The 15,980-nt window shown below is 61.9% G+C and carries 11 protein-coding genes and 1 tRNA gene; all 12 read right to left on the bottom strand.

Features of this window, described 5'->3' with window-relative positions; all coding sequences use genetic code 11:
* Nucleotides 1-179: 179 nt before the first annotated feature.
* Nucleotides 180-2,297, bottom strand: coding sequence for an elongation factor G (fusA, locus tag GSQ75_RS12250; protein WP_158755172.1), 2,118 nt, complete (start codon nt 2,295-2,297; stop codon nt 180-182).
* Nucleotides 2,298-2,369: 72 nt separating this feature from the next.
* On the bottom strand, nt 2,370-2,837 hold the full coding sequence (gene rpsG, locus GSQ75_RS12245; RefSeq protein ID WP_072757771.1) for a 30S ribosomal protein S7: 468 nt from the start codon (nt 2,835-2,837) through the stop codon (nt 2,370-2,372).
* A gap of 12 nt (nt 2,838-2,849) precedes the next feature.
* Nucleotides 2,850-3,224 carry a 30S ribosomal protein S12 gene (gene rpsL / locus GSQ75_RS12240; RefSeq protein ID WP_056386848.1) on the bottom strand — a complete coding sequence of 125 codons (375 nt, stop codon included), beginning with the start codon at nt 3,222-3,224 and terminating at the stop codon, nt 2,850-2,852.
* 176 nt (nt 3,225-3,400) lie between these two features.
* Nucleotides 3,401-7,615, bottom strand: coding sequence for a DNA-directed RNA polymerase subunit beta' (rpoC, locus tag GSQ75_RS12235; RefSeq protein WP_158755171.1), 4,215 nt, complete (start codon nt 7,613-7,615; stop codon nt 3,401-3,403).
* 25 nt (nt 7,616-7,640) lie between these two features.
* Nucleotides 7,641-11,804, bottom strand: a complete 4,164-nt coding sequence (rpoB, locus tag GSQ75_RS12230) for a DNA-directed RNA polymerase subunit beta (RefSeq protein WP_174236731.1) — start codon at nt 11,802-11,804, stop codon at nt 7,641-7,643.
* 230 nt (nt 11,805-12,034) lie between these two features.
* A complete protein-coding gene (gene rplL / locus GSQ75_RS12225; RefSeq protein ID WP_072757775.1) occupies nt 12,035-12,403 on the bottom strand; it encodes a 50S ribosomal protein L7/L12 in 369 nt (122 codons plus the stop codon).
* A gap of 45 nt (nt 12,404-12,448) precedes the next feature.
* On the bottom strand, nt 12,449-12,982 hold the full coding sequence (gene rplJ / locus GSQ75_RS12220) for a 50S ribosomal protein L10 (protein WP_158755169.1): 534 nt from the start codon (nt 12,980-12,982) through the stop codon (nt 12,449-12,451).
* Between the two features lie 346 nt (nt 12,983-13,328).
* Complete coding sequence (gene rplA / locus GSQ75_RS12215; RefSeq protein WP_158755168.1) at nt 13,329-14,036, bottom strand: 50S ribosomal protein L1; 708 nt, start codon at nt 14,034-14,036, stop codon at nt 13,329-13,331.
* Between the two features lie 3 nt (nt 14,037-14,039).
* Nucleotides 14,040-14,468 carry a 50S ribosomal protein L11 gene (gene rplK, locus GSQ75_RS12210; RefSeq protein ID WP_158755167.1) on the bottom strand — a complete coding sequence of 143 codons (429 nt, stop codon included), beginning with the start codon at nt 14,466-14,468 and terminating at the stop codon, nt 14,040-14,042.
* A gap of 198 nt (nt 14,469-14,666) precedes the next feature.
* Entirely contained in the window at nt 14,667-15,227 is a 561-nt protein-coding gene (gene nusG, locus GSQ75_RS12205) for a transcription termination/antitermination protein NusG (RefSeq protein ID WP_077516970.1), read from the bottom strand.
* 10 nt (nt 15,228-15,237) lie between these two features.
* Complete coding sequence (gene secE / locus GSQ75_RS12200; RefSeq protein WP_158755166.1) at nt 15,238-15,633, bottom strand: preprotein translocase subunit SecE; 396 nt, start codon at nt 15,631-15,633, stop codon at nt 15,238-15,240.
* 79 nt (nt 15,634-15,712) lie between these two features.
* Nucleotides 15,713-15,788: transfer RNA gene (locus GSQ75_RS12195), tRNA-Trp, on the bottom strand.
* Nucleotides 15,789-15,980: the final 192 nt, after the last annotated feature.

Below are 15,980 nucleotides of genomic sequence, written 5' to 3'. Positions count from 1 at the left end.
TCCACGTGACCAATCGTGCCGACGTTGACGTGCGGCTTGGTGCGTTCGAATTTACCCTTTGCCATGACTCTGAACCTCTATAAAAAGAACTTGTTAATTAGTGCGGCCATGGAAGGCCGCCTTTTGATCTTCGCGATCAGGGACGATCGCACTAATTAAGCATGGGAAAGTCGGCCTTATCAGGCCTTCTTCATGACCTGCTCGGCGATGTTGTTCGGCGCTTCGGCGTAATGGTCGAATTCCATCGTGAAAGTGGCACGACCCTGGGTCAGCGAACGAATCGTCGTCGCGTAGCCGAACATTTCACCCAGCGGAACCATTGCATCGATCGTCTTGCCCGACGGCGTGTCGTCCTGACCCTGAAGCAGGCCACGACGGCGACTCATGTCGCCCATGACGTCACCGACGTACTCTTCCGGCGTCACCACTTCGATCTTCATGATCGGCTCGAGCAACACCGGCGACGCCTTCGCGAAGCCCTGCTTGAACGCCATCGATGCGGCGAGCTTGAACGCCATTTCGGACGAGTCGACGTCGTGATAGGAGCCGAATACGAGCTTCACCTTCACGCCCACGACCGGGAAGCCGGCCAGCGGACCGCTGGTGATGGTCTCGCGCAGACCCTTTTCGACCGACGGGATGAATTCCTTCGGAATCACGCCACCGGTGATGTCGTTGATGAACAGGAAATCATTCTTGACGTTCGGATCGGCACGGTCGGCCTCGGTCATCGGGGACAGCTCGATCACGACGTGACCGTACTGACCCTTACCACCGGATTGCTTGGCGTGCTTGTAATCCGACTTGACGTCCGACGAACGGATCGTCTCGCGGTAAGCCACCTGCGGCTTGCCGACATTGGCCTCGACGTTGAACTCGCGGCGCATGCGGTCCACCAGGATGTCCAGGTGAAGCTCGCCCATGCCCGAGATGATCGTCTGGCCCGACTCTTCGTCCGTGCGCACGCGGAACGACGGATCTTCCGAGGCCAGACGGCCCAGGGCAACACCCATCTTTTCCTGGTCGGACTTGGTCTTCGGCTCGACCGCCATCGAGATCACCGGCTCCGGGAACGTCATGCGCTCCAGGGTGATGATGTGATCCTGCGCGCACAGCGTGTCGCCGGTCGTCACGTCCTTCAGGCCGACCGCAGCAGCGATGTCGCCTGCGCAGACTTCCTTCAGTTCCTGACGCTCGTTCGCGTGCATCTGCAGGATGCGGCCGATGCGCTCTTTCTTGCTCTTGACCGGGTTGTACACGGCGTCGCCGGACTTCAGCGTGCCAGAGTAGACGCGAAAGAAGGTCAGCGAACCGACGAACGGATCGGTCATGATCTTGAACGCGAGCGCGGAGAACGGCGCCGAATCCTCAGCCTTGCGCGTGGCTTCGTTGTCGTCTTCGTCGATACCCGCGACCGGCGGACGATCGGACGGCGACGGCAGCAACTGCACCACCGCGTCGAGCATCGCCTGGACGCCCTTGTTCTTGAACGCGGTACCGCAGTAGACCGGAATAATCTCGTTGGCCAGCGTGCGCTGACGAAGGCCCGCAATGATCTCGCCCTCGCTGAGGTCACCCTCTTCGAGGTACTTGTTCATGAAGTCTTCGGTGGCCTCGGCAGCGGACTCCACCATGAAGGCGTGCGCTTCGGCGGCTTGCCCGGCCAGGTTCGCCGGAATGTCCCGGTATTCGAACTTCATGCCCTGGGATTCCATGTCCCAGACAATCGCCTTCATCTTGAGCAGGTCGACCACGCCCTCGAAGCCGTCTTCGGCGCCGATCGGCACCTGCATCGGCACCGGATGCGCACCGAGGCGCGCCTTCAGCTGGGCTACGACCTTGTCAAAATTGGCACCGGTGCGGTCCATCTTGTTGACGAACGCAAGACGCGGCACCTTGTACTTGTTGGCCTGGCGCCACACCGTCTCGGACTGCGGCTGCACGCCACCGACCGCGCACAGCACGAACACCGCACCATCGAGCACGCGCAGCGAACGCTCGACTTCGATCGTGAAGTCGACGTGTCCCGGGGTATCGATGATGTTGAAACGATGCTGCTCCAGCGAGCCATCCATGCCTTTCCAGAACGCCGTCGTTGCCGCCGACGTAATGGTGATGCCACGCTCCTGTTCCTGCTCCATCCAGTCCATCGTTGCGGCACCGTCGTGCACCTCGCCAATCTTGTGACTGACGCCGGTGTAGAACAGGATGCGCTCCGTGGTCGTGGTCTTGCCGGCATCGATGTGGGCCATGATGCCGAAGTTACGGTAGCGGTCGATGGGAGTGGTGCGTGCCACGTGGATAACCTCTAAAGTTTGTTGCTCGCAGCAGGCAGGCGGAGAACTCAGCCCACCCGCTGCGGACGTTGCTTACCAGCGATAGTGCGAGAAAGCCTTGTTGGCTTCAGCCATGCGATGCGTTTCTTCACGCTTCTTGGCGGCACCACCACGGCTTTCCGAAGCTTCGAGCAACTCGGCAGCCAGCTTGCGCGGCATCGACGTCTCGCCACGCTTGCGCGCAGCATCGATGACCCAGCGCATCGCCAACGCCATGCGGCGACCCGGACGCACTTCGACCGGCACCTGATAGGTGGCGCCACCGACACGACGCGACTTGACCTCGACCGCCGGAGCGATGTTGTTCAGCGCCTTCTCGACCAGAGCCACCGGCTCGGCGTTCTTTTCACCGATATGCTGCAACGCACCGTAGACAATGCTTTCAGCAACGGACTTCTTGCCACTCTTCATCACCATGTTGATGAAGCGGGCAATCAACTGGCTGCCGTGCTTGGGATCCGGGAGGATCAGACGGGCGGGATGTGAACCTTTACGCGACATGTTTCGAGTCCTTTACTTCTTCGGGCGCTTGGCGCCGTACTTCGAGCGCGATTGACGACGCTTGGTGACACCAGCGCAGTCGAGACTGCCGCGCACTGTGTGGTAACGCACGCCGGGCAGATCCTTGACGCGACCGCCGCGGATCAGCACCACCGAGTGCTCCTGCAGATTGTGACCTTCACCACCGATGTAGCTGATGATCTCGAAACCGTTGGTCAGGCGCACCTTGGCAACCTTGCGCAACGCCGAGTTCGGCTTTTTCGGGGTGGTCGTGTAAACGCGCGTGCAAACGCCGCGACGCTGCGGGCTGCTCTGCAAGGCCGGCGACCCACTCTTGTAGGTCTTGGGGCTGCGGGATTTGCGCACCAATTGGTTGACTGTCGTCATGCGAAGCTGTTCCTGAAAACATAAAGGCAGCCCGAATAAGCTCGGTCTGCCAAGAAGCGGGAATTTAACATGAGCAGGCCGCCATAGGCAACCAGCGCTCTGCCATCCTGGGCCCGAACACGAGGTGCATCCATGCACCTCATTTCGTATGTCAGCGAGTGAAGCCCTGGTCGGGCTTACTCGACACCGTTATCACTACCGGCCGGAGCCTCGGCAAACGAGGCTGCAGGCGCAGAGCTGGAGAGAGTCTCCAGATCCGAGGCGGACAAACCGCCCTGGCGACGACGCGCTGCGTGGTACGCCAGACCCGTGCCTGCCGGAATAAGACGGCCGACAATAACATTTTCCTTCAGGCCACGCAAGGTATCGCGCGTACCACGAACCGCCGCTTCGGTAAGGACGCGGGTGGTTTCCTGGAACGAGGCCGCCGAAATGAACGACTCGGTGGCCAGCGACGCCTTGGTGATGCCCAGCAGGATCGACTGATATTCGGCCGGACGCTCGCCCTTGGCGATCGCGCGAGCATTCTCGCGATTGATGCGCACGCGCTCGATCTGCTCACCACGCAGATAATGGCTTTCACCCGGCTCGACGATCTCGACCTTGCGCAGCATCTGGCGAATGATCGCTTCGATGTGCTTGTCGTTGATCTTCACGCCCTGCAGGCGATACACGTCCTGGATTTCCTTGACCAGGTACGAGGCCAGCGGCTCCACGCCCAGCAGGCGCAGGATGTCATGCGGGCTCGGCTCGCCGTCGACGACGGTTTCGCCCTTCTCCACATGCTCACCTTCAAACACGATGACCTGGCGCCACTTCGGAATCAGCTCTTCGTGCTCGTTGCCGTCGACGTCCTTGATGATCAGGCGCTGCTTGCCCTTGGTGTCCTTGCCGAAGCTGATGATGCCGGAGCGCTCGGCGAGGATCGCCGGCTCCTTCGGCTTGCGTGCTTCGAACAAGTCGGCCACGCGCGGCAGACCACCGGTGATGTCGCGGGTCTTCGAGGTTTCCTGCGGGATACGGGCAACCACGTCGCCCACGCCCACTTCGGCACCGTTCTGGATCGACACGATCGCACCGGCCGGCAGGAAGTACTGCGCAGCGATGTCGGTGCCCGGCAACTTGAGCTCGCGGCCCTTGCTGTCTTCCAGGCGCACGATCGGGCGCAGGTCCTTCGCCTGCGTACCGCGACGCTTCGGATCGGTGACCACCGCCGACTCCAGGCCGGTCAGGTCATCGGTCTGGCTCTGCACGGTGACGCCATCGAGGAAGTCGATGAAACGCACCACACCGGCCACTTCAGTGACGATCGGGTGGGTATGCGGATCCCAGCTGGCAACCGTCTGGCCCGGCTTGACCGGCGCGCCATCCTTGACCGAGATGTTGGCGCCGTACGGCACCTTGTAGCGCTCACGCTCGCGACCGTTGGTATCGATCACGCTGACTTCGCCCGAACGCGACACCGCAACCAGGTGACCCTGCTTGTGCTGTACCGACTTCAGGTTGTTGAACTTCAGCGAGCCAGTGGTCTTCACCGTCACGTTGTCCACGGCTGCCGCACGCGAAGCCGCACCACCGATGTGGAACGTACGCATGGTCAGCTGGGTACCCGGCTCACCGATCGACTGCGCGGCGACCACACCCACGGCCTCGCCCATGTTGACCAGGTGGCCACGGGCCAGATCGCGGCCATAGCAGAGCTTGCACACGCCGTGTTCGGCGACGCAGGTGATCGGCGAACGTACCTTGAGGATCTGCACGCCGGCCTTGTCGAGCTTCTCGACGAGTGCCTCATTGAGCAATGTGTCGCGGGTGACGATCGGCTGGTCGTCGTCGCCAGGAGCGTAGACGTCCTCGACCACCACGCGGCCCAGCACGCGCTCGCGCAACGGCTCGACCACATCGCCGCCTTCGACGATCGGCTGCATGATGACGCCTTCCTCGGTGCCGCAGTCATCCATGGTGATGACCACGTCCTGCGCCACGTCGACCAGACGACGGGTCAGGTAACCGGAGTTAGCCGTCTTCAACGCCGTATCCGCCAGGCCCTTGCGAGCACCGTGGGTGGAGTTGAAGTACTGCAGCACGTTCAGGCCTTCGCGGAAGTTGGCCTTGATCGGGGTCTCGATGATCGAGCCATCCGGACGCGCCATCAGGCCGCGCATACCGGCCAGCTGACGAATCTGCGCCACCGAACCACGGGCACCGGAGTCGGCCATGATGTACAGCGAGTTCATCGACTTCTGGTTGACCATCTTGCCGTCGGCATTCATCACCTTCTCGGTGCCGATGCCGTCGATCATGGCTTTCGCCACCAGTTCGCTGGTACGCGACCAGATGTCGACCACCTTGTTGTAGCGCTCGCCGGCGGTGACCAGACCCGACTGGTACTGCTGCTGGATCTCGACGACTTCCTTCTCGGACTCTTCGAGAATGGGTTTTTTCTCGGCCGGGATCAGCATGTCATCGATGCCGATCGAGATACCGGCACGCGTCGCAAAACGGAAGCCGGTGTACATCAGCTTGTCGGCGAACACCACGGTCTCTTTCAAGCCCAGCAAACGGTAGCTGGAGTTGATCAGGCGCGAGATATTCTTCTTGGTCAGCTCGGTGTTGGCCAGCTCGAACGGCAGGCCTTCCGGCAGGATTTCCGCCAGCAGCGCACGACCCACGGTGGTATCGACGATCTTGGTTTCGTGCGTACGGGTCCCGTCCTCGGCAACGTGCACCAGCTTCAGACGCACCTTGACCTGGGCGTGCAGTTCGACCGCACGGTTGTCGTAGGCGCGACGAACTTCGGCGATGCCGGAGAACACCATGCCGGTGCCCTTGACGTTGATCAGCTCGCGGGTCATGTAATACAGACCCAGCACCACGTCCTGGGTCGGCACGATGATCGGCTCGCCGTTGGCCGGGCTGAGGATGTTGTTGGACGACATCATCAGCGTGCGCGCTTCGAGCTGCGCCTCGATCGACAGCGGCACATGGACGGCCATCTGATCGCCGTCGAAGTCGGCGTTGAATGCCGTACAGACGAGCGGATGCAGCTGGATCGCCTTGCCTTCAATCAGCTTCGGCTCGAACGCCTGGATGCCGAGACGATGCAGGGTCGGCGCACGGTTAAGCAGCACCGGATGCTCGCGGATCACCTCTTCGAGGATGTCCCACACCTGGGCCTCTTCGCGCTCGACCAGCTTCTTCGCCGCCTTGATGGTGGTGGCTTCGCCACGCGCCTGCAGCTTGGCGAAGATGAACGGCTTGAACAGCTCAAGCGCCATCTTCTTCGGCAAACCGCACTGGTGCAGACGCAGGGTCGGGCCGACCACGATCACCGAACGACCGGAGTAATCCACGCGCTTGCCGAGCAGGTTCTGGCGGAAGCGGCCCTGCTTGCCCTTGATCATGTCCGCGAGCGACTTCAGCGCGCGCTTGTTGGTACCGGTGATGGCACGGCCGCGACGGCCGTTGTCGAGCAGCGCATCGACCGATTCCTGCAGCATGCGCTTCTCGTTGCGCACGATGATGTCGGGCGCATTGAGCTCGAGCAGACGCTTCAGACGGTTGTTGCGGTTGATCACGCGACGGTACAGATCATTCAGATCGGAGGTGGCGAAACGGCCACCGTCCAGCGGCACCAGCGGACGCAGGTCCGGCGGCAGCACGGGAAGAACGGTCAACACCATCCACTCCGGCTTGTTGCCGGATTCCAGGAACGCCTCGATCAGCTTCACGCGCTTGGTGAGGCGCTTCAGCTTGGTCTCGGAGTTGGTCGAGGTGATCTCTTCCTTCAGGCGAATGACTTCGCCCGGCAGGTCGAGCGACTTCAGCAGGTGGAAGACGGCCTCGGCACCCATGCGGGCATCGAACTCGTCGCCGTGCTCTTCGGTCGCTTCCAGATACTGGTCTTCGCTGAGCAGCTGGCCACGCTCGAGCGCGGTCATGCCCGGATCGATCACCACGAAGGCTTCGAAGTACAGGATGCGCTCGATGTCACGCAGCGTCATGTCCAGCATCAGGCCGATGCGCGACGGCAACGACTTGAGGAACCAGATGTGCGCGGTCGGGCTGGCCAGCTCGATGTGGCCCATGCGCTCACGACGCACCTTGGCCAGCGTCACTTCCGTGCCGCACTTCTCGCAGACCACGCCACGATGCTTCATGCGCTTGTACTTGCCGCACAGGCACTCGTAGTCCTTCACTGGTCCGAAGATAGCGGCGCAGAACAGGCCGTCACGCTCCGGCTTGAAGGTACGGTAGTTGATGGTTTCCGGCTTCTTCACTTCGCCGTACGACCACGAACGGATCAGCTCCGGCGAGGCCAGCGCGATCTTGATCGCGTCGAAATCCGGCGTCGCGCGTTGCTGGTTGAACAGATTGAGCAAGTCTTTCATGCGAAATCTCCTGGAACCGGGCGGGTCACTTGATCTCTTCCAGATCGATGTCGATGGCGAGCGAACGGATTTCCTTCACCAACACGTTGAAGGATTCCGGCATACCGGCCGACATCTCGTGGTTACCGTCGACAATGTTCTTGTACATCTGGTTGCGGCCCTGCACGTCATCGGACTTCACCGTCAGCATTTCCTGCAAGGTGTAAGCCGCGCCGTAGGCTTCCAGCGCCCACACTTCCATCTCACCGAAGCGCTGGCCACCGAACTGCGCCTTGCCGCCCAACGGCTGCTGGGTGACCAGCGAGTACGGACCGGTGGAACGCGCATGCATCTTGTCGTCGACCAGATGGTTGAGCTTGAGGTAGTGCATGTAGCCCACGGTGACCGGGCGATCAAACGCCTCGCCGGTGCGACCGTCATACAGCATGGTCTGACCCGACTCGGGCAGATCCGCCAGCTTCAGCATCGCCTTGATCTCGGTCTCTTCCGCACCGTCGAACACCGGCGTCGCCATCGGCACGCCTTCCTGCAGATTGGTCGCGAGCGTGAAGATTTCCTTGTCGGTAAGCGACTTCAGGTCGACGTACTGCACGGCACCAGCCACATGGCTGTTGTAGATCTGGTCGAGGAACTCGCGGATCTTGGCGACCTTCTCCTGCGCCTCGAGCATCTTCTGGATCTTCTTGCCCAGGCCCTTGGCGGCCCAGCCCAGATGGACTTCCAGAATCTGGCCGATGTTCATACGCGAAGGCACGCCCAGCGGGTTCAGCACGATGTCGACCGGCACGCCGTCAGCGGAGTACGGCATGTCTTCCACCGGCACCACGTTCGAGACCACGCCCTTGTTGCCGTGACGACCAGCCATCTTGTCGCCCGGCTGGATGCGGCGCTTCACGGCCAGGAACACCTTGACCATCTTCAGCACGCCCGGTGCCAGATCGTCGCCCTGGGTGATCTTGCCCTGCTTCTCCTTGAAGCGCTTGTCGAACTCCTCCTTGTGACGCTTGACCTGATCGGCCGCGCGCTCGAGGAACTCGGTGACTTCCTCGTCCTTGACGTTGATCTTGAACCAGTCGTCCTTCTTCAGGCCGTCGAGGTAGGCATCGGTGATCTCGGTGCCACGCTTCAGGCCGCCCGGACCGCTCATCGCGGACTTGCCGAGCAGCTGGGTGCGCATGCGGCTGTAGATCGCGCCTTCGAGGATGCGGAACTGGTCGTCCAGATCCTTGCGGATCCGCTTGACCTCGGTTTCCTCGATCTGCTTGGCGCGCTTGTCCTTCTCGATGCCGTCGCGGGTGAACACCTGCACGTCGATGACGGTGCCGTCCATACCCGGCGGCACGCGCAGCGAGCTGTCCTTAACATCGGACGCCTTCTCACCGAAGATCGCGCGCAGCAGCTTTTCTTCCGGCGTGAGCTGGCTCTCGCCCTTCGGCGTGACCTTGCCGACCATGATGTCGCCGGCCTTCACTTCCGCACCGATGTACACGATGCCGGACTCGTCCAGACGCGCCAGCGCCTGCTCGCCCACGTTCGGGATGTCGGCGGTGATTTCCTCGGCGCCCAGCTTGGTGTCGCGCGCGATGCAGGACAGCTCCTCGATGTGGATCGAGGTGTAGCGGTCTTCTTGCACGACGCGCTCGGAGAGCAGGATCGAGTCTTCGAAGTTGTAGCCGTTCCACGGCATGAACGCGATCAGCATGTTCTGGCCGAGCGCGAGCTCGCCCAGATCGGTCGACGAACCGTCGGCCAGCGTGTCGCCCTTCGCCACCACGTCACCGACGTTCACCAGCGGACGCTGGTTGAGGTTGGTGTTCTGGTTGGAGCGGGTGTACTTGGTCAGCGTGTAGATATCGACGCCGGCATCGTTGTCGCCGACTTCCACTTCATTGACGCGCACCACGATACGCGCCGCATCGACCTGGTCGATCACGCCGCCACGCTTGGCGGAGACGATGACGCCGGAGTCACGCGCCACCGCGCGCTCGATACCGGTACCCACCAGCGGAGTCTGCGAACGCAGGGTCGGCACGGCCTGACGCTGCATGTTCGCACCCATCAGGGCGCGGTTCGCATCGTCGTGCTCGAGGAATGGCACCAGCGCCGCAGCGACCGACACGGTCTGCATCGGCGAGACGTCCATGTAGTCGACTTCGGCCGCCGGACGCAGCTCGGACTCACCACGGAAACGGCAGGACACGAAGTCCTCGACGAAACCGCCGTGCTTGTCCAGCGGCGAGTTCGCCTGCGCGATCACGTGATCGCCTTCCTCGATCGCCGACAGGTAATCGACCTTGTCGGTCACCTTGCTGTGCGCGACCTTGCGGTACGGCGTCTCGAGGAAGCCGTACGAGTTGGTGCGGGCATACACGGCCAGCGAGTTGATCAGGCCGATGTTCGGGCCTTCCGGCGTTTCGATGGTGCAGACGCGACCGTAATGGGTCGGATGCACGTCGCGCACTTCGAAGCCGGCGCGTTCGCGAGTCAGGCCGCCTGGCCCAAGCGCGGAGACGCGGCGCTTGTGCGTCACTTCGGACAGCGGGTTGTTCTGATCCATGAACTGGGACAGCTGCGAGGAGCCAAAGAACTCCTTCACCGCCGCCGCGACCGGCTTGGCGTTGATCAGGTCCTGCGGGGTCAGGCCATCGGCCTCGGCCAGCGACAGGCGCTCACGCACCGCACGCTCGACGCGCACCAGACCGATGCGGAACGTGTTCTCGGCCATTTCGCCGACCGAACGCACGCGGCGGTTGCCCAGGTGATCGATGTCGTCGACGGTGCCATGACCGTTCTTGATGTCGATCAGTACCTTCAGCACGTCGAGGATGTCGGACGTTACGCCCTGCTCCTTGACCAGCCGCTGGGATTCCTCTTCCTTGCGCTCGCTGAAGTACTTGTGGTCATACAGCACGCCCGGACCAAGGATTTCCTTGCGGCCCACGCGGCGATTGAACTTCATCCGGCCCACGCCCGAAAGGTCGTAGCGGTCGAAGGTGAAGAACAGGTTGAAGAACAGGTTCTGCGCGGCATCCTTGGTCGGCGGCTCGCCCGGACGCATCATGCGATAGATTTCCACCAGCGCCTCGAGCGGCGTCTTGGTGTTGTCGATGCGCAGGGTGTGCGAGATGTAGGCGCCGCGATCCAGGTCGTTGACGTACAGCGTCGGCACCGTCTCGATACCGGCCTTGCGGAAGTTCTCCAGCTGCTCGGCGGTGATCTCGTCATTCGCCGAAGCCAGCAGCTCGCCGGTCTTCGCATCGACGATGTCGGTGGCCACGATACGGCCGACCGGATAGTCGTCCGGTACTTCCAGCGCGGTGATGTTCTCGGCCGCCAGCTGGCGCACGTGACGCGCGGTGATGCGCTTGCCGGCTTCCACCAGCACCGTGCCACCAATCGCCAGGTCGAAGCTCAGCGTCTCGCCGCGCAGACGCTCGGCAACCAGCTCCAGCGTGGTGCCACCCTTCTTGCCGAGGTGGAACACGTTGTGCTCGAAGAAGATGCCCAGCATCTCCTCGTTGTTGTAACCGAGCGCGCGCAGCAGCACCGTCACCGGCAACTTGCGGCGACGGTCGATACGGGTGAACAACGCGTCCTTCGGGTCGAACTCGAAGTCGAGCCACGAGCCACGGTAAGGAATCACACGGGCGGAGAACAGCAGTTTGCCCGAGCTGTGCGTCTTGCCGCGGTCGTGATCGAAGAACACGCCCGGCGAACGATGCAGCTGCGAGACGATCACGCGTTCGGTGCCATTGATGATGAAGGTGCCGGTGTCGGTCATGAGCGGAATTTCGCCCATGTAGACCTCCTGCTCCTTGATGTACTTGACCACCTTCTTCGAGGCCGGGCTGTCCTTGTCATAAATGACCAGGCGCACCGTGGTACGCAGCGGCGCACCGTAGGTCATGCCGCGGTTGCGGCATTCGCGCTCGTCGAACGCCGGCTCACCGAGACGGTAGTCGACATATTCCAGTGCGGCATTGCCCGAATAGCTGGTGATCGGGAATACCGACTTCAGTGCCGCATGCAAACCCTTTTCGCCGCGCTGTTTGGGCGCGACATGCTCCTGCAGAAACTCCCGGTAGGAATCAGTCTGGATGGTCAGCAGGTTCGGCACGCCCAGTACGGGCGGACGCTTGCCAAAATCCTTGCGGATGCGTTTCTTCTCGGTAAACGAGTAGGCCATGATCGGTAGCGCCTCGGTTCGCAGTGACGCCGGTGGTGCACACACCGGCTGAATGAAAAAAATCGGAGATTTGGGAATCGAGAATCGGGAATCGTTCAGAGCGGCAGGCACGTGCTTTCTGACGATTCCCGATTCTCCATTCCCCATTCCCGCTTAAAGCAGGCAAAGCCCGGGGGCTCACGCCCCCAGGCTCGCTTGACGCTAGATCAAACTGACGACGCGCAAGGCGCCAATTACTTCAGTTCGACCGTAGCGCCGGCAGCTTCGAGGTCCTTCTTGAACTTCTCGGCGTCTTCCTTCGAAACGGCTTCCTTCAGGACGCCGCCGGCCTCGGTGAGGTCCTTGGCTTCCTTCAGGCCCAGGCCGGTGATCGCGCGGACAGCCTTGATCACGTCGACCTTCTTGGCGCCGGCGTTCTTCAGGATGACGTCGAACTCGGTCTGCGCTTCGGCAACCGGGGCAGCAGCAGCCGGGCCAGCAGCGGCAACCGGGGCAGCGGCGGACACGCCAAACTTCTCTTCGATGGCCTTGACCAGGTCCATCACTTCCATCAGTGACTTGGCGGCTACGGCTTCAACGATTTGTTCGTTGGACAGGGACATTTGATTTACCTCTGGAAATGGATTCAGTTTAGATAGACGACGAACTTAGGCGGGCTCGACTTCGGCCGGGGCTTCGGCGGCGACTTCGCCACCACCCTGCTTGTCGGCCACAGCCTTGACGGCGCGGGCAAACATCGAAGCCGGTTCGGCCAGCAAACGGGCCAGCATGGCCAGCGCCTGTTGGCGGGTCGGCAGCGAGGCCAGCACTTCGACGTGCTCAGCCGGCAGCAACTTGCCTTCCACCGAGACGATGCGCGCCTTCAGCTTGTCGTTGCCCTTGGCGAATTCCTTGATCAGACGCCCGGCAGCACCGGGTTCTTCCATCGAGAATGCGTACAGCAGCGGACCGACCAGGGCGTCTTTGACGACCTCGAATTCGGTACCGACTACAGCGCGCGAAGCGAGCGTGTTCTTGACAACTTTCAAGTACACACTGGATTCACGAGCCTTCTTGCGCATCGCGGTCATCTGTTCGACCGTGGTGCCCGCATACTCGACAGCAATCAAGGAGTGAGCCTTCGCGGCGATTTCTGCCAGTTCGGCGACTACTTCATGCTTCTGAGACAGATTTAGAGCCATTGCACTCCTCCAAATGAACTCCGCTCACGGCTCCTGCCGCTTGCGGTCCTGGGCGACGCCATCCTTGACGTCGGGGACACTGGGTGTCCCGGGTGTTGGCCTTTCCAGAACAATCGAACAATTCCAGATCGGGCAGCACCATCTGCGCAGGCCGGATTTGCAAGAAACCCGATTAAGCGGTCCCGCTGGCGACGACGGCGATTCCATGCCAGTGCGAGCTTCCTGCCCGTCGTCATCGCGCGCTGATCGCGCCTGCGGTCTTTGACGGCTGCTCCGGCCTGACGGGCCGGGGCTGCCTTCAAAAACTTGCCTGCATCGACGAAATCGCCGATGCAGGACTTGATTCTTACTTGGCCGCGATGTTCAGCGACGAGGTATCGACGGCGACGCCGACGCCCATCGTGCTGGACAGGGCAACCTTCTGCAGAAACTGACCCTTCGCCGTGGACGGCTTGGCCTTCAGCAGGTCGGCGATCAGCGTATTGAGGTTGTCCGCGAGCTGGGACGCCTCGAAGCTGGCCTTGCCGATGGTGGCGTGGATGATGCCCGCCTTGTCGTTGCGGAACTTCACCTGGCCAGCCTTGGCGTTCTTGACCGCGTTGGCGACGTCGGCGGTGACCGAGCCATCCTTCGGGTTCGGCATCAGGCCGCGTGGGCCGAGCAGCTGGCCCAGCTTACCGACCACGCGCATGGCATCCGGCGTGGCGATCACGCGACCGAAGTCGAGATCACCGGCCTGCATGCGCTCGGCCAGGTCGTCCATGCCGACGGCGTCAGCACCGGCGGCCTTGGCAGCCTCGGCCTTCTCGCCCGGCGGGCAGAACACGGCGACCTTGATGGTCTTGCCGGTGCCGTGCGGCAGCAGCGATGAGCCACGCACACCCTGGTCGGACTTCTTCGCATCGATGCCCAGACGCACGGACACGTCCACCGACTCGGCGAACTTCGCCGTGGCGTTGTCCTTGACGATCTTCAGGGCCTCTTCCAGGCCATAGAACTTGCCCGGCTGCACTGCGGCCGTAGCCGACTTCATACGCTTCGTGAGCTTTGCCATGTCTTAACCCTCCACTACCAGGCCCATGCTGCGCGCGCTACCAGCAATGGTGCGCACCGCCGCGTCCAGATCCGCCGCCGTCAGATCCGGCTCTTTCTGCTTGGCAACATTCTCAAGCTGAGCACGGGTGACCTTGCCGACCTTGTCGGTATTCGGCTTGGGCGAACCCTTGGCCACACCGGTGATCTTCTTCAGCAGGATCGTGGCGGGCGGGGTCTTGGTGATGAAAGTGAAGCTGCGATCGGAGTACGCGGTGATGATGCACGGAATCGGCAGGCCCGGCTCCAGCTTCTGCGTGGCGGCATTGAACGCCTTGCAGAACTCCATGATGTTCAGACCGCGCTGACCGAGGGCAGGGCCCACCGGCGGGGACGGATTGGCCTGACCGGCCTTGACCTGCAGCTTGATGTAACCGACAACTTTCTTTGCCATTGGATTTTTCCTTGCGAGTCCAGGCGCCTTGCGGCTCCTCGCTGTTCACCGATCCGTGGATGGAAGGAAGGAGCTGCCTCATGCAGAACCTGAAACGCAGGCACGCCGGATCAGAAAAGATCCAGCGTGAACCGCGCAGTATAGAGATTGGTCAGGCTTTCAGCAAGCCCCGTGCCAAGATGACAGAAACTGACCGGATCAGGCTTTCTCGACCTGGCCAAACTCCAGCTCGACCGGGGTCGAACGACCGAAGATCAGCACCGCGACGCGCAGGCGACTCTTCTCGTAGTTGACTTCCTCGACCACACCATTGAAATCGTTGAACGGGCCTTCGGTGACCCGAACCATCTCGCCCGGCTCGAACAGCACCTTCGGCTTCGGCTTCTCGACACCCTCGCGCACGCGGCTGAGTATGGCCTCGGCTTCGCTGTCCTTGATCGGCAGAGGGCGATCGGCGGTACCACCGATGAAACCCATCACCTTCGGGGTTTCCTTGATCAGATGCCAGCACTCGTCATCGATCCGCGGCGCCTTGCCCTCGGTGTTCGTCTCGATCTGCACCAGCACGTAACCGGGGAAGAACTTGCGATCGCTGCGACGCTTCTGGCCGCCGCGCATCTCGATCACTTCCTCGGTCGGCACCAGCACTTCGCCGAACCTTTCCTCCATCTCGGCGCGCTTGATGCGCTCCTCGAGGGAACGTTTCACCTGGTTCTCGAAACCCGAATAGGCGTGCACCACATACCAACGCTTGCTCATGCTCACCACCTCAGGTACCCAACTTCAGCAGCCAGTCGAGAATGACCGACTTCAGGATCAGGTCGATCAGACCCAGCAGCAGCGACAGGATGATCACCACCACGATGATGATGCCGGTCGTCTTGATCGTCTCGTCACGCGTCGGCCAGACCACCTTGCGCATTTCGAACTGCGACTCGGCGATGAAGTTCCGCACCCGGCGCCCCAACGCGGTGAACGCGGCGATCGCCAATGCGATCACCAGCGCAGCCAGCACGCCCAGCAGGCGCACCGACGCGGAAATGCTGCCGTCCCGCCCGAACCAGGAATAGGCGACAATACCGGCAACCAGCACCAGCAGAGCCAGTACCAGCTTGGCGATGTCGGCGGCGCTCGTGCCCTTGGGCTGTTCTACCTTGGTATTCATGCACAGTGATCAGGTGTCAGCAGCATGCCGGACCCTGGGGTCGGCGTTGCCATCGTCACCCGTCATCGATCCTCGGGAGTGGCACGCCAGGAGGGACTTGAACCCCCAACCTGCGGTTTTGGAGACCGCTGCTCTGCCAATTGAGCTACTGGCGTACATGGCTTGAACTTGAAACACGACGGCGAGCGGCTTTAATCCGCTCGCCCCGTGACGATTATTTCAGCCATCCTCCCTGATGGCAAAGATCAGACCGGCATCCTGCCGGACTTCTCACAAAGTTGCTTACTTGATGACCTTGGCCACGACGCCGGCGCCGACGGTGCGGCCGCCTTCGCGAATGGCGAAAC

This window comes from Dyella sp. S184, assembly GCF_009766065.1.
Classification (GTDB): Bacteria; Pseudomonadota; Gammaproteobacteria; order Xanthomonadales; family Rhodanobacteraceae; genus Rhodanobacter.
This window is presented reverse-complemented; position numbering and strand designations above follow the sequence as displayed.